This is a genomic window from Streptomyces sp. NPDC002790, from assembly GCF_040295505.1.
Lineage (GTDB): Bacteria > Actinomycetota > Actinomycetes > Streptomycetales > Streptomycetaceae > Streptomyces.
Genome location: NZ_JBEOVM010000045.1, coordinates 1 through 19,727, shown reverse-complemented (window position 1 = coordinate 19,727; position 19,727 = coordinate 1). Strand labels below are relative to the sequence as shown.

At 69.4% G+C, this 19,727-nt stretch carries 15 protein-coding genes and 1 tRNA gene; 8 read left to right on the top strand and 8 right to left on the bottom strand.

Annotation, left to right across the window (positions count from 1 at the left end):
- Positions 1 to 19: 19 nt before the first annotated feature.
- Together ABT004_RS20725 and ABT004_RS20720 are read left to right on the top strand one after the other, a co-directional pair.
- The gene (locus ABT004_RS20725) at positions 20 to 901 is read left to right on the top strand and encodes a MurR/RpiR family transcriptional regulator (RefSeq protein WP_351338856.1); all 882 of its coding nucleotides are present in this window, start codon (positions 20 to 22) and stop codon (positions 899 to 901) included.
- Between the two features lie 943 nt (positions 902 to 1,844).
- Positions 1,845 to 2,825: a recombinase family protein gene (locus ABT004_RS20720; protein ID WP_351338852.1), complete on the top strand. Its 981-nt coding sequence runs from the start codon at positions 1,845 to 1,847 to the stop codon at positions 2,823 to 2,825.
- Positions 2,826 to 2,883: 58 nt separating this feature from the next.
- Here the strand turns inward: ABT004_RS20720 and ABT004_RS20715 are convergent, their stop codons facing one another.
- Positions 2,884 to 4,269, bottom strand: coding sequence for a cystathionine beta-synthase (locus ABT004_RS20715; protein WP_351338849.1), 1,386 nt, complete (start codon positions 4,267 to 4,269; stop codon positions 2,884 to 2,886).
- A 158-nt stretch (positions 4,270 to 4,427) separates the two neighbouring features.
- Between ABT004_RS20715 and ABT004_RS20710 the strand changes: the two genes are divergently transcribed.
- The 3 genes from ABT004_RS20710 (at position 4,428) to ABT004_RS20700 (ending at position 7,917) form a co-directional block, all read left to right on the top strand.
- The gene (locus ABT004_RS20710; RefSeq protein ID WP_351338846.1) at positions 4,428 to 5,447 is read left to right on the top strand and encodes an SGNH/GDSL hydrolase family protein; all 1,020 of its coding nucleotides are present in this window, start codon (positions 4,428 to 4,430) and stop codon (positions 5,445 to 5,447) included.
- A gap of 202 nt (positions 5,448 to 5,649) precedes the next feature.
- Positions 5,650 to 6,870, top strand: coding sequence for an acetyl-CoA C-acetyltransferase (locus ABT004_RS20705; RefSeq protein WP_351338843.1), 1,221 nt, complete (start codon positions 5,650 to 5,652; stop codon positions 6,868 to 6,870).
- 243 nt (positions 6,871 to 7,113) lie between these two features.
- The gene (locus ABT004_RS20700; RefSeq protein ID WP_351338840.1) at positions 7,114 to 7,917 is read left to right on the top strand and encodes a hypothetical protein; all 804 of its coding nucleotides are present in this window, start codon (positions 7,114 to 7,116) and stop codon (positions 7,915 to 7,917) included.
- A gap of 114 nt (positions 7,918 to 8,031) precedes the next feature.
- Here the strand turns inward: ABT004_RS20700 and ABT004_RS20695 are convergent, their stop codons facing one another.
- Entirely contained in the window at positions 8,032 to 8,343 is a 312-nt protein-coding gene (locus ABT004_RS20695; protein WP_351338837.1) for a hypothetical protein, read from the bottom strand.
- An 87-nt stretch (positions 8,344 to 8,430) separates the two neighbouring features.
- Between ABT004_RS20695 and ABT004_RS20690 the strand changes: the two genes are divergently transcribed.
- On the top strand, positions 8,431 to 8,661 hold the full coding sequence (locus ABT004_RS20690) for a DUF4287 domain-containing protein (RefSeq protein ID WP_326019949.1): 231 nt from the start codon (positions 8,431 to 8,433) through the stop codon (positions 8,659 to 8,661).
- A 91-nt stretch (positions 8,662 to 8,752) separates the two neighbouring features.
- Here ABT004_RS20690 and ABT004_RS20685 read toward each other — a convergent pair whose 3' ends face one another.
- The 3 genes from ABT004_RS20685 to ABT004_RS20675 form a co-directional block, all read right to left on the bottom strand.
- The gene (locus ABT004_RS20685; RefSeq protein ID WP_351338833.1) at positions 8,753 to 9,655 is read right to left on the bottom strand and encodes a Bax inhibitor-1/YccA family protein; all 903 of its coding nucleotides are present in this window, start codon (positions 9,653 to 9,655) and stop codon (positions 8,753 to 8,755) included.
- 145 nt (positions 9,656 to 9,800) lie between these two features.
- The gene (locus ABT004_RS20680) at positions 9,801 to 10,976 is read right to left on the bottom strand and encodes a 4-hydroxybenzoate 3-monooxygenase (protein ID WP_351338830.1); all 1,176 of its coding nucleotides are present in this window, start codon (positions 10,974 to 10,976) and stop codon (positions 9,801 to 9,803) included.
- 249 nt (positions 10,977 to 11,225) lie between these two features.
- Positions 11,226 to 11,308, bottom strand: a tRNA-Leu gene (locus tag ABT004_RS20675).
- 382 nt (positions 11,309 to 11,690) lie between these two features.
- On the opposite strand from ABT004_RS20675, the gene ABT004_RS20670 reads away from it, so the two are divergent.
- Complete coding sequence (locus tag ABT004_RS20670) at positions 11,691 to 12,464, top strand: ABC transporter ATP-binding protein (protein WP_451193179.1); 774 nt, start codon at positions 11,691 to 11,693, stop codon at positions 12,462 to 12,464.
- 195 nt (positions 12,465 to 12,659) lie between these two features.
- Positions 12,660 to 15,197, top strand: coding sequence for an ABC transporter permease (locus tag ABT004_RS20665; RefSeq protein WP_351338828.1), 2,538 nt, complete (start codon positions 12,660 to 12,662; stop codon positions 15,195 to 15,197).
- Between the two features lie 70 nt (positions 15,198 to 15,267).
- Here the strand turns inward: ABT004_RS20665 and ABT004_RS20660 are convergent, their stop codons facing one another.
- The 3 genes from ABT004_RS20660 to ABT004_RS20650 form a co-directional block, all read right to left on the bottom strand.
- Entirely contained in the window at positions 15,268 to 16,587 is a 1,320-nt protein-coding gene (locus ABT004_RS20660; RefSeq protein WP_351338825.1) for a class I SAM-dependent methyltransferase, read from the bottom strand.
- Between the two features lie 208 nt (positions 16,588 to 16,795).
- Positions 16,796 to 18,208, bottom strand: a complete 1,413-nt coding sequence (locus tag ABT004_RS20655; protein ID WP_351338822.1) for an NAD(P)/FAD-dependent oxidoreductase — start codon at positions 18,206 to 18,208, stop codon at positions 16,796 to 16,798.
- A gap of 436 nt (positions 18,209 to 18,644) precedes the next feature.
- Entirely contained in the window at positions 18,645 to 19,592 is a 948-nt protein-coding gene (locus ABT004_RS20650; RefSeq protein WP_351338820.1) for a Ppx/GppA phosphatase family protein, read from the bottom strand.
- Positions 19,593 to 19,727: the final 135 nt, after the last annotated feature.

Here is a 19,727-nt window from a genome sequence, read left to right as displayed (position 1 = left end):
GAATGAACCGGCGGGAGACATGAGCGAGCGCACGGACAGCACACGGAGCGGGACGGACCACGACGCGGGCGCACAGGGCCCCTCCGCCCGCCTCCAGAGCCTCTTCGAGGGGCACCGCCTCACGCCCACCCAGCGCCGCATCGCGCACTGCATGGTGCGGCGCGCGGCCGAGGTGCCGTTCCTGTCGTCCGTCGAGCTGGCCGAGCTCGCCGGCGTGAGCCAGCCCTCCGTGACCCGGTTCGCGGTGGCGCTCGGCTTCGACGGCTACCCGGCGCTGCGCAAACACCTGCGCGAGACGGCCCCCGCCGAACCGGCCTCCGCCACCAAGGCCAACGAGTACCAGCAGGCCGTCGAAGCCGAGATCGCCAACCTCCGACACCTCGCCGAACTGCTCGCCGACCCGGAACCGGTCGAGCGTGCGGGCCGGATCCTCGCCGCCTCACCGACGCTGCTCGTCCTCGGGCTGCGCGCGGCCGCGTCCCAGGCCTTCGGCTTCGCGTACTTCGCCGCGAAGGTCCACCCCGACGTACGCCTCCTCGACGAGGGCGGCACCATGCTCGCCGACCGCATCGACGCGGCCGTCCGCGCGGGCGCCACGACCCTGCTCTGCTTCGCGCTCCCCCGCCACCCGCGCGAGGTCGTCGACACCCTCGCGTACGCGAAGGAGGCGGGCCTGACCGTCGTCACCGTCGCCGACTCCGCCTTCGCCCCCGTCGCCCGCCACTCCGACCTGCTGCTGCCCGCGGCCGTCGGCACGGGCCTCGCCTTCGACACGGCGTGCTCGCCGATGCTGCTCGGGCGGGTACTCCTGGAGGCGATGTGCGACGGGCTGCCGCAGGCACAGGCACGCCTCGAGGAATTCGACGTACGGGCGGCGGAACGCGGCCTCTTCGTCGAGTAACACCCCTATGGGAAAAGAGAGTTGCGCGGGGACCGCCGCACCCCCGTGAACGGGGGGCGGGACGACGGCGGTCCCCGCGAAGGGCGCGCACCGGGTCAGGCCCGGTGTCACACCCAGGGCGTCCTTGGAGGTCCGGGAGCCGCTCCGGAGTTCCTGACGCCGCTCAGTGCCGGCCGGAGAGGGGAGCCGCTCCCCCTCCGTCCCGACATCCACCAATGTGCCGGACCCGTGTTAAGCCGGTGCTGCGCGCACGTGACGTGCTCGTACCAGTTCAGCGACTTTCGCCTTCCGCACCCGAGCTCCCCCGGTCACCCGTTCGCGTGGTCCAGTCAACCATCCACCTACGCGCGTAGGCCCCGATTGGCACAGTCGGCTCTGCCGAGCAACGCCGATCGCAAGGATTCCAGCGCGTCCGGATGGTCGCGAAGTTTCCTCAACCCTCTGCTCGTCAGAGCACTCGAAGAAGGCCGGACCTTTGAGCAATGGCTCGACGGCAGGGTCCCTGGTATCGACTACGCACGCATCACCTCCGACCAGAGCACCCGGTCGTCCGTCCTCGCCCGCGGACGCGCTCCGGGCACAGGAGTCAGGCATCAGCACGAGGAGAACGGCGAGACGGCCGACGAGTTCGGCGTGGCCATCGTCAAGTTCCATGAGGACAACGGGATCAAGGCGACCGACCCAGGCATCGCGAGACCGTCGTTCGACCAGACCGTGCACGCACTGCACTGCCGACGCACCCCCGAAGGATTCCCCGTCCGTGCGCTCGTCGCCACGGAGCACGAGCGGGTGTGGCGGCTGCCCGCCGACTTCGACCGGCTGCGCCGGGCCCTGACCGTCACCGAGGAAGGTCTCTTCATCGAACGTGGAGCGATCTTCAACGTTCGGGCGTCGGACAGCTCGGCGTCGAGCACGACGGGCGTCGACGAGGTACGTCGGACCAGTGAGCGCATCGGGCCGCAAGATGAACATGCGGAAGGACCCCGGGGAGTGGCCGGTCCTCCGCGAAATGATCGACGCCGCACTGGCGGGACACGGCTGGAACTCGATCGCCAGGGACCTGAACCACCGCGGCGTACCCACGGCCTCGGGAAAGACCTGGAGCGGGGCGACCGTTCGGCAGGCGCTCACCAACCCCGTGATGTGCGGATACCGCTTCATGAACGGCGAGTTGGTCACCGACCCCGCCACGGGCCTGCCCGTCATCGGAAAGTGGGACACGGTCGCCACTCCGGCGGAGTGGCGCGCCCTTGTGGACATCTCCCAGCAGAACGGCGCACAACGCGGCACCCGACTCACCAACGGCAGCCGACCGCCCGCCGAACCGCCCACTCAGCTACGGAAATACCTCTTCAGCGGCTTCCTCCGCTGCGGCGCCGACAAGCACGGCACGCCCTGCCGCTCACGCATGGGCGGCTGCGCCAGACCGACCGCCCAGAACCCCGACAACGTGGTGTACGTCTGCGCCTCGATGGACTGCGGAGGCACGGCCCGCAGCGCCCATGCGGTGGACGCTCACCTGTCGGGTGTCGTCGCCCGGCTCCTCTCGGAGCGCGGCACACCCCTCGATGCGCCTCGCCCCCGTTGGGAGGGAGAGCCACTGTTGTTCCAATTGGTCCAGGAGCGCCACGTGCTCACACAGGCAGGCGGTTCGCTGGAACACGCCGACGTGGTCGCAGACCTGTCAGAAAGGATCTCCGGCCTCGAAGAGACGCGCTCCTCGTACCTGGCCTCCAGCTATCCGCACTCACTACCCCGGGACCCTGACGCCTGGCCCACCATGAGCCTGCATGAACGCCGCGCGGCCATCGCCGACGTGATCGACTCCGTTGTCGTCCTGCCACTGCCGCCCGGGACGTCGCGGCGCGCCCCGTTCGACCCGGACCTGTTGCAGGTGGTCCCGAAGCAGACATCCGCACGGTAGCCGTTCCGTGCGGCCCCTCATCACCGAAGTCCTTGGGGCCGCACGGAAGGTCACCGGGTCACTTGCCCTCGTGTGCCATGTACGCCAGAAGGTCCTGCCGACTCACCACGCCTGTCGGCTTGCCCTCGACGAGCACGATCGCGGCGTCCGCCGAACCCAGCACGTTCATCAGGTCCGTGAGCGGCTCCCCGGAGCCGACCTGTGGCAGCGGCGCCGACATGTGCTTCTCCAACGGGTCCCCGAGCGTGGCCCGTTGGGTGAACAGCGCGTCGAGGAGTTCCCGCTCCGCCACGGAACCGACGATCTCGGCGGCCATCACGTCCGGGTGACCGGCGGAACGCTTCAGAACGGGCATCTGGGAGACCCCGTACTCGCGCAGCACATCGATGGCCTCGCCGACCGTCTCCTCCGGGTGCATGTGGATGAAGCCGGGAAGCGCGCCCTTCTTCTGGCTGAGCACGTCGAGAACCCGGCCCACCTCCGTCGGCTCCTCCAAGAACCCGTACGAGGACAGCCACTCGTCGTTGAAGATCTTGCTGAGGTACCCGCGCCCGCTGTCCGGCAGCAGCACGACCACGATGTCGTCGGGGCCGAGGCCCTCCGCGACGCGCAGTGCCGCCATCACGGCCATGCCGCAGGAGCCGCCCACGAGGAGGCCCTCCTCCTTGGCGAGCCGTCGTGTCATCTGGAAGGAGTCCTTGTCGGACACCGCGATGATCTCGTCGGCGACCTCCCGGTCGTAGGCGGTCGGCCAGAAGTCCTCGCCGACGCCCTCGACGAGATACGGGCGCCCGGAGCCTCCGGAGTAGACGGACCCCTCGGGGTCGGCGCCGATGACCTTCACCCGGCCCTCGCTGACGTCCTTCAGATAGCGGCCGGTCCCGGAGATCGTGCCGCCGGTACCGACGCCCGCGACGAAATGGGTGATCCGCCCGTCCGTCTGGTCCCACAGCTCGGGGCCCGTGCTCTCGTAGTGCGAGCGCGGGTTGTCAGGGTTGGAGTACTGGTCCGGCTTCCAGGCGCCGGGCGTCTCACGGACGAGACGGTCCGAGACGTTGTAGTACGAGTCCGGGTGCTCGGGATCCACCGCCGTCGGGCAGACCACCACCTCGGCGCCGTACGCGCGCAGCACATTGATCTTGTCCGTGGAGACCTTGTCCGGGCAGACGAAGATGCACTTGTAGCCCTTCTGCTGGGCCACCATGGCGAGGCCGACGCCGGTGTTGCCGCTGGTCGGCTCGACGATGGTGCCGCCGGGCTCCAGCGCCCCGCTCCGCTCGGCCGCCTCGATCATGCGCAGCGCGATGCGGTCCTTCACACTGCCGCCGGGGTTGAAGTACTCGACCTTGGCCAGGACGGTCGCCCGCAGCCCTTCGGTCACTTTGTTGAGCCTCACCAGCGGGGTGTTGCCGACGAGGTCGATCATCGATTCGTGGATGCGCACCGTGGTCTCCGGGTTCTCCTCCGTAATGGTGCCGCAAGGGTAAGGCGCACGCGCTGGACAGTGTGGCTTCATCCGGCGTTGCGATTGGCCGACAGGGATAACGGGGCAAGGAGTCCTTGTAGCCCCAAAAGAGTCGCAGAGGCAGGTGGCCGCGGAACATGTCGAGCAGGGCGAGGGTGGCACGGCGGATCGCAGCGGGTGCGGCGTACGGCGGCGGCGGGATCGGGCTGCTGGGCGCGGCCACGGTCGGAGTGGTGCTCGCCGAAGTACAGATCGCGCGACGTCAGGTCGGCAACCACGGTCCGGAGCCGGTGCACGTGCCGGCCGCGGACGGTGTGTACGGGCGGCGGATGTACGGCCCCCGCGACGGCGAACCGTTGCGCTTCCTGATGCTGGGCGATTCGACGGCCGCCGGGCAGGGTGTGCACCGGGCGGGGCAGACGCCGGGCGCGCTGCTCGCGTCCGGGCTCGCGGCGGTGGCGGAGCGGACGGTGGAGCTGCGCAATGTGGCGATGCCGGGCGCGCGCTCCGACGACCTGGACCGTCAGGTGCCGCTCGGCCTCGGCGACCCCGGCTGGCGGCCCGACGTCTGCGTGATCATGATCGGCGCGAACGACGTCACGCACCGGATGCCGGCGACGAAGTCCGTACGGCACCTGTCGGCGGCCGTCCGCCGCCTGCGCACGGCGGGCGCCGAGGTGGTGGTCGGCACCTGCCCCGACCTGGGGTCGGTGGAACGGGTCCAGCAGCCGCTGCGCTGGCTGGCCCGCCGCACCTCGCGCCAGCTCGCGGCGGCGCAGACCATCGGCACGGTGGAGCAGGGCGGGCGGACGGTGTCGCTGGGCGATCTGCTGGGCCCCGAGTTCGCGGCGAACCCCCGCGAGCTCTTCGGCCCCGACAACTACCACCCCTCCGTGGAGGGTTATGCGACCGCGGCGATGGCGATGCTTCCCACGCTCTGCGCCTCGCTCGGCCTGTGGCCGGAGGAGGAGCGCCCGGACACGTCCCGCTCCGAGGGCTTCCTCCCGGTCGCCCGTGCGGCGGCGCAGGCGGCGCAGGAGGGTGGGACGGAGGTCGCGGCGGCGATGCCGACCGGTCCCCGGGGGCCGTGGGCGTTGCTGAAGCGGCGCCGCCGCCGGCGGGTCACGACGGAGGACCCGGTCCCGGCCGACACGTGACGCCCACCCGGCCCCCGCTCCCGGGGCTCCGCCCCGGACCCCGCGCCTCAAACGCCGGCGGGGCTTGGAGTGCAGGGGCTTGATGGGGTGAGCAAGCGCTTAGTAAAGTGCGGCAGGGGTCACACCCGCACCCCGGTGACCTGAGCGGTACGTACGGGTAACTTCCCTCACGGTCAGCCGTATCGAACTCTGGAGCCGCGTGATGCCCGAAGCAGTGATCGTCTCAGCCGCCCGTTCCCCCATCGGTCGCGCCTTCAAGGGGTCGCTCAAGGACCTCCGCCCGGACGACCTGACCGCCACGATCATCCAGGCCGCCCTCGCCAAGGTCCCCGAACTCGACCCGCGCGAGATCGACGACCTGATGCTCGGCTGCGGCCTCCCCGGCGGCGAGCAGGGCAACAACCTCGGCCGCATCGTCTCCGTACAGATGGGCATGGACCACCTCCCGGGCTGCACCGTCACCCGGTACTGCTCCAGCTCGCTCCAGACGACCCGCATGGCACTGCACGCCATCAAGGCGGGCGAGGGCGACGTCTTCATCTCGGCCGGCGTCGAGATGGTGTCCCGGTTCGCGAAGGGGAACTCGGACTCCCTTCCCGACACCCACAACCCGTTCTTCGCCGAGGCCGAGGCCCGCACCGCCGAGGTCGCCACGCAGGAGAACACCAGCTGGCACGACCCGCGCGAGGACGGCCTGGTCCCGGACGCGTACATCGCGATGGGGCAGACCGCCGAGAACCTGGCCCGCGTCAAGGGCATCACCCGCGCCGAGATGGACGCCTTCGGCGTGCGCTCGCAGAACCGCGCCGAGGAAGCCATCAAGAACGGCTTCTGGGAGCGCGAGATCACCCCGGTGACGACCCCCGACGGCACGGTCGTCAGCAAGGACGACGGCCCGCGCGCCGGCGTCACCCTCGAAGGCGTCTCGGGCCTCAAGCCCGTCTTCCGCCCCGACGGCCTCGTCACGGCCGCCAACTGCTGCCCGCTGAACGACGGCGCCGCCGCCCTCGTGGTCATGTCGGACACCAAGGCGCGCGAGCTGGGCCTGACCCCGCTCGCCCGCGTCGTGTCCACCGGCGTCTCGGGGCTCTCCCCCGAGATCATGGGCCTCGGCCCGGTCGAGGCCAGCAAGCAGGCACTGAAGCGCGCCGGTCTCGGCATCGGCGACATCGACCTGGCCGAGATCAACGAGGCGTTCGCCGCGCAGGTCATCCCGTCCGCCCGCGAGCTGGGCATCGACGAGGACAAGCTGAACGTGAACGGTGGCGCCATCGCCGTCGGCCACCCCTTCGGCATGACCGGCGCCCGGATCACCGGCACGCTGATCAACTCGCTCCAGTTCCACGACAAGCAGTTCGGTCTGGAGACCATGTGCGTGGGTGGTGGACAGGGCATGGCGATGGTCATCGAGCGCCTGAACTGACCGGAGCCCGCTCGAGGCGGTCTATCTGTTCGTGATCCAATCTCCCCCAGGATGTGACGTGCATCTCGGGGGAGATTGATTTTCGCAGGTCAACCCCGTTCCCACCCCATACCGGTGCTAAACGCCCGCCAAAAGACCTGTCCGTTTCGTGACGTAATGCACTGACAGGTGGTTCGTCCAGGCTTCAAGCTGATGTAGGAAGTCGGGGGTCGACTTGAAACCGGGAGTACGTCAGTGAGCGCCATGCCTGCCGCCATAAGTGTCCTCGTGCTCGCCACGGCCGCTGCCACGGCCGTCGGCGTCGCCACCCTTCAGCACGTCAAGGGTCTGCGCCGACAGGTGTCGGAGCTCAGCGACGAGCTGAGCAGGGACCGCGCCCTCGGGGCGCTGCCCGGCGTACCCGCCGCGCGCACCACGCCGGACGCGGAGGAGATACGCAACGCCGTCGCCGACGCCCTCGCCGAGGAGCGGGAGCGCGAGCTGGCGGAGGCCCGGGCGTTCTGGGCCGCCCAGGAGGCGCGGGACAGCTCGGAGCTGCCGCCGTTCCTGGCGGGCGGCGCGCTCGGCGACGACATGTTCCTGCCGCGTCAGGCGGACCTCGCGGGCCTGGAGCCCTTCGAGCCGGAGGACGAGTTCGCGGGCACGGCCGCGCTCGACGAGATCGTCGAGGAGTCGCCGGAGCTGGCCGCGGCCCGCCGCAGGCACCCCTCGCACCCCGACTTCGTTCCGGTCCAGTCGCCGGTCGTGGGCGACCATGAGCGCACGGTGCAGTGCCTCGAGGAGCTGGCGCAGACCCGCACCGCCCTCGCCGACGTCCGGCCCGGCCCGCTCGGCACGCTCGACGTGTACGTGTTCACCGACGGCACGACGCTCTGCATGACCCCGGGTCACCGGGAGACGGCGGAGCAGTTGGCGTCCGCCCTGCGTGAGGGCCAGACGCCCGTGCTGCTGGGTGGTTCGGGGGTCTCCGGGGCCTACGCGCTGACCTTCGAATGCGGCGACGGCAGCGTCTACATCCTGGCGGACCGGGTCATAGCTTCAGCCTGAACCGTGATTGCACCCTCGGGGCTCCGCCCCGGACCCCGCGCCTCAAACGCCGGCGGGGCTGGATGTGCGGCGGTCTGAGCATTTCAAGCCCCTGCGGCGATTGAGCCCCGGCAGTTAGACCCCGGCTCGCTTCATGGATTGCTCGACGAGGTCCACCGCCTCCGCCAACTCCCCCGCCTCCCGGAGGGAAACCGCCAAGTCGCGGCCCGCGACCGTCACTTGGTCGGCCGCGGCGAACATCCCCGCATCGGGCATCTCCCGCACCACCGCACCGGGCTCGTCCAACTTCTGGGACCGCCCCGAAAGCTCCCTGGCCAGCGCCAGCGCCTCCGCGGCAGCGCCCCGCTGCAATCTGCTCTGCGGCGCGGCCCTGAGCCGATCGGCGAACTGATCCACTGCTGCGGTCAAAGACGTCGTATCAAGCACGCGCCGACTGTAGCTGTTTACAAGGCCCGGGCGCTCAGGCACGGTGGCGTGAAGGACCGGCCACATCGAAGCGTTCCGGAGGCGCCGATGTCCCAAGTCTTCTCCGAGGAGACCCACCGCAATCTGCTGGCTCGCATCCCCCACTGCACCGGTCGTGAACTCGGCGACTGGATGCGCACCGTCGAAGAAGGCCCCTGCTTCCTTCGTTTCGAAGAGAAGGTCAGTTGGCTGCGTGGCGAGCACGACCTCGCGTACGGCCACGCGAAGGCGATCATCCACGAGTACGACCTGAGGCGCGCCGCACGGCGATTCCGTTAGCGCCCGCTCCCCTTCACGAACCCACCTCACGGCAAGGGGCCCGCACACCGAAAAGGTGTGCGGGCCCCTGACCGTCGGGCGACGGTTACGCCTAGTCGCTGCCCTGCAGGATCGCGATGAGCCGCAGGAACTCCATGTAGATCCAGACCAGCGTCATGGTGAGGCCGAACGCGGCGAGCCACGCCTCTTCCTTCGGAGCGCCGTACGCGACGCCGTCCTCGACCTGCTTGAAGTCCAGGGCCAGGAAGCACGCGCCGAGCAGGATGCCCGCGATGCCGAACACGACACCGAGCCAGCCGCTGCGGAAGCCGAGGCCGTCACCGCCGCCGAAGACGGCGAACAGCAGGTTGACAGCCATCAGCAGGACGAAGCCGAGGGCCGCCGCCATGACGAAGCCGTAGAAGCGACGGTTGACGCGGATCCAGCCCGCCTTGTACGCGACGAGGACCGCCGTGAAGACGGCCATCGTGCCGATCACGGCCTGCATGGCCGCGCCGGGGGCGATGTACGTGTCGACGATGCTCGAGAGCACGCCGAGGAAGACGCCCTCGAGGGCGGCGTACGCCAGGATCAGCGGCGGGGACGCCTTGCGCTTGAAGGCCTGGACAAAGCCCAGGACCATCGCGACGAGGCCCGCCCCGATCGCGATGCCGTACGACTTGCCCATGTTGGCCTCGTCGATCGGCAGCAGCGCCCAGGAGAGCGCAGCTGTCACGATCAGCAGACCGAGCGTGGTGGCGGTGCGTGTGACGACGTCGTCGATCGTCATGCGGCCGGTGGTGGGCGCCTGCGGAGCCCCGTACTGGACGTCCTGCTGCGCGTAGGGGTTCTGCGCGTACGGGTTGCCGGCCGGGGCCTGGGTGTACGGACCACCCTGTGCCGTGCCGACAGCGGGGCCCCCGGCCTGCGGCGCCTGCGCGTTCGCGTTGAACTGCGCGTAGCCGTTGTCGCGGCTGAACCCCCGTCGCGAGAAGACCGGGTTGCTGCTCCTCATTTCACTCCTCCATGGCCACCCTGTATGGCCTTGCCATCAAGAGTAATGGTCTGGCAAAGATCCGACCCTAGTGCTCAGGGAGGATCTTTCCCATCCTGTTACGAGGAACGTTCCGTGCACCCGCTGTGTTCCGCCTTCCGGCCCCTCATACGGGGAATCCTGTGTACGCCTCCGCCAGGTCCGTTTCGGCCGCCTTCGACGTGGTCACGCGGTCCAGCTGGGCCAGCTGGATCTTGTCGTCGAAGGCAGTGGCGTCGGAGGCGCGGTGCAGCATGGTCGTCATCGCGTAGGAGAAGCGTTCGGCCTGCCAGACGCGGCGCAGGCAGGTCTCGGAGTACGCGTCGAGCGCTTCCGTGTCGCCCTTCTCCACGTACGCGGTGAGGGCGCGGGCGAAGGTGATGACGTCGCCGACGGCAAGGTTCAGGCCCTTGGCGCCGGTCGGCGGGACGATGTGCGCCGCGTCCCCGGCGAGGAAGAGGCGGCCGTGCCGCATCGGCTCGTGGACGTACGACCGCATGGGTGTGACGGACTTCGACGTGATGGGGCCGCGGGCGAGCCGCCAGGCCGGGTCGTCGACCTTCAGGCGGCGGTCGAGCTCGGCCCAGATCTCGTCGTCGGACCAGGACTGGGGGTCGGTGTCGACGGGAACCTGCAAGTACGCGCGCGTGATGTGCGGGGAGCGCATGGACATGAGGGCGAAGCCGCGGTCGGAGCGGTTGTAGATCAGCTCGTCGTGGGAGGGCGCCACGTCGGCGAGGATGCCGAGCCAGGCGTACGGGTAGGTGCGCTCGTACGTGCGCGTGAGCTCCTCCGGGACGGCCCCCCGCGCGACACCCCAGAAGCCGTCGCAGCCCACTACGTAGTCGCAGTCGAGGATCTGCTCCTCGCCCTCGTGGCGGAAGCGGACGCGCGGGCTCCCGGTGTCGGCGCCCTCGACCTCCAGCGCCTCGGCCTCGAACAACAGGGGCCCGCCGTCCGCCAGTTGGGCCGCGATGAGGTCCTTGCAGACCTCGGTCTGCGCGTACACCATGACCTGCTTGCCGCCGGTCAGGGCGGGGAAGTCGACGCGGTGCCTGCGGCGGTCGAAGCGCAGCTCTATGCCGTCGTGCGGCAGGCCCTCGCGGTCCATGCGCGCGCCGACACCGGCCTCGCGCAGCACGTCCACGGTGCCCTGCTCCAGGATTCCCGCGCGCTGACGCTGCTCTACGTAGGCGCGGTCACGGCTCTCCAGGACGACCGATTCGATGCCGGCGTTGTGCAGGAGCCTGGCCAGGAGCAGCCCGGCCGGGCCCGCTCCGATGATGCCGACGGTGGTGCGCATACGGGATCCCTCTCGCGTCATTGCGTTCGTTCGCCTGTGGTGCCGTGGTCACCAGGCAGTGCGTTCGCCTGGTGAACTTTCGTTCATCGAGTTATGTGCGGATCTTCGCCCCGAGCGGGGCGGGTGTCAATGGTCGCGAGGGCCCCCGGGCCGACCGGGCCGCACGGGAGCTGGGTGATGGCGCGTCAACGCCCCTGGGAGGAGAGGAGGTTGGGGGCAGCGACGCGAGCGGAGGGGAAGGTTCGGAGGTGCCCGGAACCGGACTTGAACCGGTACGCCCGTTAAGGGCAGCGAGGTTTAAGCTCGCCGTGTCTGCATTCCACCATCCGGGCAGGCTGTGGGGCTCCGCGTCGACGTTCCGAGCCTATCCGGCGACGTCCCCCGATCAGCGGCGGTACGTCCCCACGTTGTCTTATTTTATTGACGTCTGAGGGTGCATCAGCACACGCGGGGGCCCGTCAGCACCTGCCGGGAGCGCTGTCGCCGCCGAGGACGGGCTCCCAGGGATTGACGGGATTTCACCGGCCCGATCCACGCGGCACGGCTCGGCGCCTCTCAGGGACCGGGGTCATCCCCAGGTATGAGTCCGGCTTCCTCGATCCCTCCGAAGTCGCCCTCCGGAACGAGAGCTGCGGCTGACCTTCCCGGCCGGATCGGCCGCGACGATGGAAACGTCCCCGTAAGCAGAACCCTGACCGACAGGAGAACCCTCCCGTGACCACCACCCCGCTCGTGGGCCGGCCCGCCACCACGGCCGCAGCCCGCGCCACGGATCTGTCCAAGATCTACGGACAGGGCGAGACCAAGGTGGTCGCGCTCGACCAGGTCTCCGTCGAGTTCCGGCAGGCCGAGTTCACCGCGATCATGGGCCCGTCCGGTTCCGGCAAGTCGACGCTGATGCACTGCGTCGCGGGCCTCGACACGTTCTCCTCCGGGTCCGTCCGGATTGGCGACACCGAGCTGGGGTCGCTGAAGGACAAGCAGCTCACCAAGCTCCGCCGGGACAAGATCGGCTTCATCTTCCAGGCGTTCAACCTGCTGCCGACGCTGACGGGCCTGGAGAACATCACGCTGCCCATGGACATCGCGGGCCGCAAGCCCGACAAGCAGTGGCTGGAGAACGTGATCCAGATGGTGGGCCTCTCCGAGCGCCTCGGGCACCGGCCCGCGCAGCTCTCCGGCGGGCAGCAGCAGCGGGTGGCGGTGGCCCGGGCGCTGGCCTCCAAGCCGGAGATCATCTTCGGGGACGAGCCCACGGGAAACCTTGACTCGCGGTCCGGGGCGGAGGTTCTGGGCTTCCTGCGGAACTCCGTGCGGGAGATGGGGCAGACCGTGGTCATGGTCACGCATGATCCTGTCGCGGCGGCGTATGCGGATCGGGTGGTGTTTCTGGCGGACGGTCGGATTGTGGATGAGGTGTACGGGCCGACGGCTGACTCCGTCCTTGACCGGATGAAGCAGTTCGACGCCAAGGGGCGTACGAGCTGAGCACTCCGCCGCTCACGGGGCTCCACCCCGGACCCCGCGCCTCAATCGCCGGCGGGGCTTAAAAGATCGGGGCTCCGCCCCGGACCCCGCTGCTCAATCGCCGCAGGGGCTTGATTTGCCCAGCCGCGCGCCTCAATCGCCGCAGAGGCCTGATTTGCCCGGAACCGCACCTACCCAGGACTGAGTAGAACCGCCATGTTGAGAACCGCTTTGCGCAATGTGTTCGCGCACAAGGCACGGTTGCTGATGACCGTGCTCGCCGTCATGCTCGGCGTCGCCTTCGTCAGCGGCACCCTCGTCTTCACCAACACCATCTCCGGCGCCATGGAGAAGTCCTCGGCCAAGGGCTACGACCACGTCGACGTGGCCCTCACGCCCGGCTACATCGACGGCGGGGGCGACAAGGTCGGCGAGGAGGCCAAGCTGACCGACTCCTCCCTGGAGAAGGCGCGGAGCGTGCCCGGCGCGGCCTCCGCGTACGGCGTGCTCAGCGGGTACGCCGCCATCGCCGACCAGGACGGCAAGGCCGTCGGCAACGGCTTCTCCACCAAGGGCGGCAACTACTCGGGCACCTCGCAGCACCCGGACTCCCGCTACCCCCTCAAGGACGGCGCCGCCCCGCACGGCAAGAACCAGGTCGCCCTCGACGCGGACACCGCCAAGCGCGCCGGCTACAAGGTCGGCGACCAGGTGCGCATGTCCATCGACGGGCCGGTCCTGACCCCGACCGTCACCGGCATCTTCACCACCGACGACGGCAACGTCGCGGCCGGTGGCTCCCTCGCCCTCTTCGACACGGCGAGCGCGCAGCAGCTCTTCCACAAGCCGGGCGCGTACGACGAGATCGACGTACGGGCCGCCGCGGGCACGAGCCAGGACCAGCTGCGGGCCGGGCTCGACAAGGCGTTCGCCAAGGACACCGTCGACATGAAGACGGGGCAGCAACTCGCCGACGAGCAAGCCAAGATGATCTCCGATTCGATGAGCTCCATGCAGAAGCTGCTCCTCGGCTTCGCGGGCGTCGCGCTCTTCGTCGGCATCTTCATCATCGCGAACACCTTCACCATGCTGGTCGCCCAGCGCACCAAGGAACTGGCCCTGATGCGCGCCGTCGGCGCCACCCGCCGCCAGGTCACCCGCTCGGTGCTGCTCGAAGCGTTCGTCGTGGGCGCCGTCGCCGCCGTCGCCGGTCTGGCCGCCGGCATCGGGATCGGCGCGGGCATGCGGTCCCTGATCGGCTCCACGGGCGCGGTCATCCCGGCCGGGCCGCTCGTCGTCTCCGTCAGCACGGTCGTCTCCGCACTGGTCGTCGGCGTCCTCATCACGATGCTGGCCGCCTGGCTGCCGGGCCGCCGCGCCGCGAAGATCCCGCCGGTCGCCGCGATGAACGCGGTGCACGCCGCCCCGACGGCCAAGTCCCTGATCCTGCGCAACACGCTCGGCTCGCTCGTCTCGGCCGTCGGCATCGCCGCCGTGCTCGCCGCGACGACGATGAAGGGCGACGCCGGTCAGGCTCCGATGGCCCTCGGCGCCGCACTCCTCGTCATCGGCGTCTTCATCCTGACGCCGCTGCTGTCCCGCCCGCTGATCGCCCTCGCGGCCCCGGTCCTGCGCGCCTTCGGCATCTCCGGCAAGCTCGCCCGCCTCAACTCGGTTCGCAACCCGCGCCGCACCGCCGCCACCGCGTCGGCGCTGATGATCGGCCTGACCCTGATCACCGGCCTCACGGTGATCGCCGGCAGCGTGCAGTCGGCGATCAACAAGATGGCGGCCGACTCGATCAAGGCCGACTACGTCGTCTCCATGGCGAACGGCAGCGAGCTCTCCTCCGACGTCCGCAAGACCCTCGACGAGACCCCGGGCGTCACCGCCGTCAGCGGTATGTCCAGCGCGCCCTCGGTGATCGGCCGCGACTACGAGGACCTGTCCGGCGTCAACGGCAAAACGATCGGCCGACTCGCCGAACTCCCCATGAAGAGCGGTGACTTCAAGGTCGGCGGCACGAACGTCGTCGTCGACGACAGGACCGCGAAGGCCCACGACTGGACGGCCGGCTCGCACTTCACCGTCACCTACGAGGACGACAAGAAGCAGCAGCTGACCGTCGCGGGCGTCTACGAGTCGAACGACATGATGAGCGGCATCATGGTCGACGCCCCCACCCTCGATCCGCACACCAAGACCGTCACCGACATGCAGGTCATGGCGAAGATGTCGGGCGGCGCCTCCGACGCGACCAAGGACAAGCTCACCAAGGCCCTCGGCGAGAACCCGGCGATCAAGATCCAGGACCGCCAGGACATCTCCAACGAGGTCGCCCAGATGTTCACGCTGATGCTGAACATGCTCTACGGCCTGCTCGCCATGGCGGTCATCGTCGCCGTGCTCGGCGTCATCAACACCCTGGCGATGTCGGTCTTCGAGCGTCAGCAGGAGATCGGCATGCTCCGCGCGATCGGCATCGACCGCAAGGGCATCAAGCGGATGGTCCGCCTGGAGTCCCTGGTGATCTCCCTGTTCGGCGGCGTGCTCGGCATCGGCCTCGGCGTGTTCTTCGGCTGGGCCGCAGGTCAGCTCATCGGCAACTCCATGTCGACGTACGAACTGATCCTGCCCTGGGGCCGGATGGGGATCTTCCTCGCGCTCGCCGCGGTCGTCGGCATCCTGGCCGCCCTGTGGCCGGCCCGCCGCGCGGCCCGACTGAACATGCTCGCCGCGATCAAGTCCGAGTAGGCGGCGGCAGAACATGAGATCGGGGCGCATCCGCAGTCGCGGATGCGCCCCGACTCGCTTGCTGGACGCGCTAGCTGACGATGTTCCAGGTGCGCGCCCGCAGCGGCATCCCGGACGTCCCGCTCTCCGGTGTCTTCACCGCGAGGACCTGGTTGACCCCGATGCGGTTGCGTTCGAAGCTGATCGCGGACGCGGCCATGTAGAGCCGCCAGACCCTGGCCCGGCCGGGACTGACCATCTTCAGGGCCTCGGCCCAGCCGGCCTCCAGGTTCCTGACCCACTGGCGCAGCGTGAGCGCGTAGTGCTCGCGGATCGCCTCGACGTCGCGCACCTCGAAACCGGCCCGCTCGAGCTGTCCCGCCGTGGAGCCGACCGGCGCTAGCTCCCCGTCCGGGAAGACGTACGCGTCGATGAACTCGTCGACCTCGTACGCCGATTCGTCCCGCTGGGGCCGCCGCGCGATCTGGTGGTTGAGCAGCCGGGCACCGGGCTTGAGGAGGGCGTACAGATCGGACGCGTACTCCAGGTACCGCTCTGCGCCCACGTGCTCGGCCATGCCGATGGACGAGATCGCGTCGTACGGGCCGTCGCGCACGTCGCGGTAGTCCTGGACACGGATCTCGACGCGGTCGGTCAGACCCTCGTCGGCGACCCGCTTCCTGGCGTACGCGGCCTGCTCCTGGGAGAGCGTCACGCCGACGACGCTCACGCCGTGCTCACGCGCGGCGTGGATCGCCATGGAGCCCCAGCCGCAGCCCACGTCGAGCAGCCGCATGCCGGGCTTCAGGTCCAGCTTGCGGGAGATCAGCTCCAACTTGTCGCGCTGGGCCGATTCGAGACCCGCCTCGGGCGACTCCCAGTAGGCGCACGAGTAGACCATCGACGGGCCGAGGACCAGCTCGTAGAAGTCGTTGCCGACGTCGTAGTGGTGGCTGATGGCCTGCTTGTCGCTGCCCTTGGTGTGCAGGTGGAGACGGCCACCCCTGCGCATCTCCTCGGGCGGCGGTGCGGGCGGCAGCGGGGCACCGGCGAGCTTCACCAACTCCTTGGCCGCGGCGCGCACCTCGGGGTCCTTGAGGGCCTTGGCGAGGCTCTTCGACTCCTCCTCGTCCGCGTCGGGGTCCCGCTCCCAGATGAGCCCTGCCATCTGGTCGAGGGCCGCGTACAGGTCGCCCTCCACGTCCAGGTCGCCGGCCACCCAGGCCCTGGCGAGCCCCAGTTCTCCCGGTTTCCAGAGCAGTCGGCGCAGCGCGCGACGGTTTCGGACGATGAGCACGGGGGCGTCCGGAGGACCTGCCTCCGAGCCGTCCCAGGCGCGCAGGCGCACCGGGAGTTCGACGCCGAACAACTTCTCGGCGATGTTCTTCAGCCGCTGGGCGGCGTTCTGCATGGCGGACACCTCCGTGACGAGACGATTCTCGGAAATCCCGGAACGGTTCAACACCACGTAAACACCGGCGGGGCGCCTGCGCAGTCCCGTTACCGAGTCACAGAACGGCAAAATACCTGTAGCCACCACGCATATCGGTCGGAAACGCCGAAGGGGCCGCCCGCACCACGGATGGCGAGCGGCCCCTTCGGGGTGAATCAACTGCAGGTCAGGAGGCCTTGGCCTTCTCCTCGACCTTCTTCTCCGCGCTGTCGTCGGCCTTCGGCGTCTCCGCCGCGGGCTTCGGCGCCGGCTTGGCGGCCTCGTAGAACTCCTCGCGCGGAGTCTCCAGGGCGCCGAGCGCGGTGATGTCGCGCTTCTGGAACATGTTGATCGTCCACTCGGCGATCACACGGATCTTGCGGTTGTACGTCGGCATCGCCATGCCGTGGTAGCCACGGTGCATGTACCAGGCGAGACGGCCCTTGAGCTTGATCTTCATCTTGCCCATGACGATCATCGCGACGCCCTTGTGGAGGCCGAGGCCCGCCACCGCACCCTTGTTGGCGTGCTTGTAGTCGCCCTGCGGGAAGCCCCGCATGCCCGAGACCACGTTGTCGCCGAGGACCTTGGCCTGGCGCATCGCGTGCTGGGCGTTCGGCGGGCACCAGGCGTTCGGGTTGCCGTTCGCACGGCCGACCAGGTCCGGAACCTGGGCGTTGTCGCCCGCGGCCCAGATGTAGTCGCTGCCGGCGACCTGGAGGCTGGCCTGCGTGTCCACGTGACCACGCGGGCCGAGCGGCAGACCGAAGCGGGCGAGAGCCGGGTTCGGCTTGACGCCGGCGGTCCACACGATGGTGTTGGAGTCGACCTCGAGCCCGTTGCTCAGGACGACGTGACCGTCGACGCAGGACGGCATCGTCGTCGAGAGGTAGACCTCGATCCCGCGGGACTCCAGGTGCTTGCGGCCGTAGACGCCGAGCTCCGGGCCCACCTCGGGCAGCACCTTGTCGGCGGCGTCGACGAGCACGAAGCGCATGTCCTCGCGCTTCACGTTCTTGTAGAACTTGGCCGCGTCGCGCGCCAGGTCCTCGACCTCACCGATGGTCTCGGCGCCCGCGAAGCCGCCACCGACGAAGACGAAGGTGAGCGCCTTGCGGCGAATCTCCTCGTCCGTCGTCGACTCGGCCTTGTCGAGCTGCTCGAGGACGTGGTTGCGCAGGCCGACGGCCTCCTCGACACCCTTCATACCGATACCGGCCTCTGCGAGGCCCGGCGTCGGGAAGGTGCGGGAGACCGCGCCGAGCGCGACCACCAGGTAGTCGAAGGGAACCTCGTACGCCTCGCCGACGATCGGCGCGACGGAGGCGACCTTGCGGTCCTGGTCGATGGAGGTGACGCGGCCGGTGAGAATCTCGGCGCCCGGCACAGCGCGTCGCATGGGGACGACGACGTTGCGCGGCGAGATGCTGCCGGCGGCGGTCTCGGGGAGGAAGGGCTGGTACGTCATGTACGAGCGCGGGTCCACGACCGTGACGGTCGCTTCGCCGTAGCGCATCTTCTTGAGAATGCGCCGCGCCGCGTACAGGCCTACGTACCCACCCCCGACAATGAGGATCCTGGGACGCTCCGTGGTGCTCATGCCATCGAGTATCCACCCGACTGGAGGGGGTCGCTCGTGCGCCCCTTCACAAGCATGTAGGGGGGCTCTGCTACACTGCGCCGCCCACGTGACCCATGTCATGACACTCCGGGGGAACCACCGCACCGCCCCAGACGTTGCTCACCCCTCTTGAGCAGCCATAGTGAGCATTCGGCGGTACTGAACCACTTCGGTCCGCAATCGACCCGCAACGCTGCGGCAACCTCACGCGCACCCCGCTGACGGGCTCCCGTGAACCCCCGAACGGGCCCGCGATCGCGTAACAGCCTCCAAGTGGGCCGATTTCCTTGTGAAGAAGTTCACGAACTTTCCCGACAGGGTGTCGTGGCGTGGCGCCAGAAGCGCCCCGCGCGGCGCTCAGACGCTGTGCGGGGCGCTCAGGAGAGAGGTTTTCGGGGCCTTTTCCGGGCCTGTTTCAGGCGATGGACCAGGCGATCCCGTCGAGGATGTCGTGCTCGCTCACGACCACCTCGCGCGCACCGGTCCACTCCATGATCAGACGCAGTACGAGCGCGCCGGAGGCGATGACGTCGACCCGGCCGGGGTGGATGACCGGCTTCAGCGCGCGCTGGTCGTGCGTGGACGCCAGCAGCCAGTCGGTGAGCTCGGCGACCTTGTCGAAGGAGATCCGGGAGTGGTGGATCGCCGCCGAGTCGTACTCGCTCAGCCCGAGGGCGAGCGCGGCCACCGTGGTGACCGAACCCGCGAGGCCCACCAGCGTGCGGGCGGCGGTCAGCGGCACCGTCTGGTTCACCAGGTCGAGGGCCGCGCCGATGTCCTGGCGGATCGCCTCGATCTGCGCCGGGGTGGGCGGGTCGGTGGCCTGGCCGGTGGACTCGTCGACGAGGTGGCGCTCCGTCATCCGTACGCAGCCGATGTCCACGGAACGGGCGGCGCCCACGGTGTCGTCGCCGACGACGAACTCGGTGGAGCCGCCGCCGATGTCGACGACCAGGTACGGCTTGTCCAGGTCGGCCCTGCCGGTGAGTTCCTTCGTCGCGCCCGTGAAGGAGAACGTCGCCTCCTGGTCACCGGTGATGACCTCGGGCTCGACGCCCAGGATGTCGAGGACACCGCTCACGAAGTCCTCGCGGTTCTCCGCGTCGCGGGAGGCGGAGGTCGCCACGAAGCGGAGCTTCTCCGCGCCGTGCTCCTTGATGACCTCGGCGTACTCGCGGCACGCCGCGAACGTCCGCTCCAGGGCCTCCGGCGCGAGCCGGCCCGTCTTGTCGACGCCCTGGCCGAGCCGGACGATCGTCATCCGACGGTCGAGGTCGACGAGTTCACCGGTTTCCGGATTCGCGTCCGCGACGAGCAGCCGGATGCTGTTGGTACCGCAGTCGATGGCGGCAACCCTGGTCATGGCGGTGGTCTCCTGAGGTCGTCGTGATGGTGATGCGGTGAAATCGCCCCCGCCGCCCCTTCCCGTCCCGTCCCGTCCCCGGGGCTCCGCCCCGGACCCCGCGCCTCAATCGCCGGCGGGGCTTGATTGGCAAGC

What these genes read in the sequence shown, in the direction of transcription:
- ABT004_RS20690 (WP_326019949.1), top strand. Translation starts at nt 8,431, where the DNA reads ATGTCCCAAGTCTTCTCCGAGGAGACCCACCGCAATCTGCTGGCTCGC.
- ABT004_RS20650 (WP_351338820.1), bottom strand. Translation starts at nt 19,592, where the DNA reads ATGACCAGGGTTGCCGCCATCGACTGCGGTACCAACAGCATCCGGCTG.
- ABT004_RS20660 (WP_351338825.1), bottom strand. Translation starts at nt 16,587, where the DNA reads ATGCAGAACGCCGCCCAGCGGCTGAAGAACATCGCCGAGAAGTTGTTC.
- ABT004_RS20700 (WP_351338840.1), top strand. Translation starts at nt 7,114, where the DNA reads ATGCCTGCCGCCATAAGTGTCCTCGTGCTCGCCACGGCCGCTGCCACG.
- ABT004_RS20665 (WP_351338828.1), top strand. Translation starts at nt 12,660, where the DNA reads ATGTTGAGAACCGCTTTGCGCAATGTGTTCGCGCACAAGGCACGGTTG.
- ABT004_RS20705 (WP_351338843.1), top strand. Translation starts at nt 5,650, where the DNA reads ATGCCCGAAGCAGTGATCGTCTCAGCCGCCCGTTCCCCCATCGGTCGC.
- ABT004_RS20725 (WP_351338856.1), top strand. Translation starts at nt 20, where the DNA reads ATGAGCGAGCGCACGGACAGCACACGGAGCGGGACGGACCACGACGCG.
- ABT004_RS20655 (WP_351338822.1), bottom strand. Translation starts at nt 18,208, where the DNA reads ATGAGCACCACGGAGCGTCCCAGGATCCTCATTGTCGGGGGTGGGTAC.
- ABT004_RS20685 (WP_351338833.1), bottom strand. Translation starts at nt 9,655, where the DNA reads ATGAGGAGCAGCAACCCGGTCTTCTCGCGACGGGGGTTCAGCCGCGAC.
- ABT004_RS20710 (WP_351338846.1), top strand. Translation starts at nt 4,428, where the DNA reads ATGTCGAGCAGGGCGAGGGTGGCACGGCGGATCGCAGCGGGTGCGGCG.
- ABT004_RS20680 (WP_351338830.1), bottom strand. Translation starts at nt 10,976, where the DNA reads ATGCGCACCACCGTCGGCATCATCGGAGCGGGCCCGGCCGGGCTGCTC.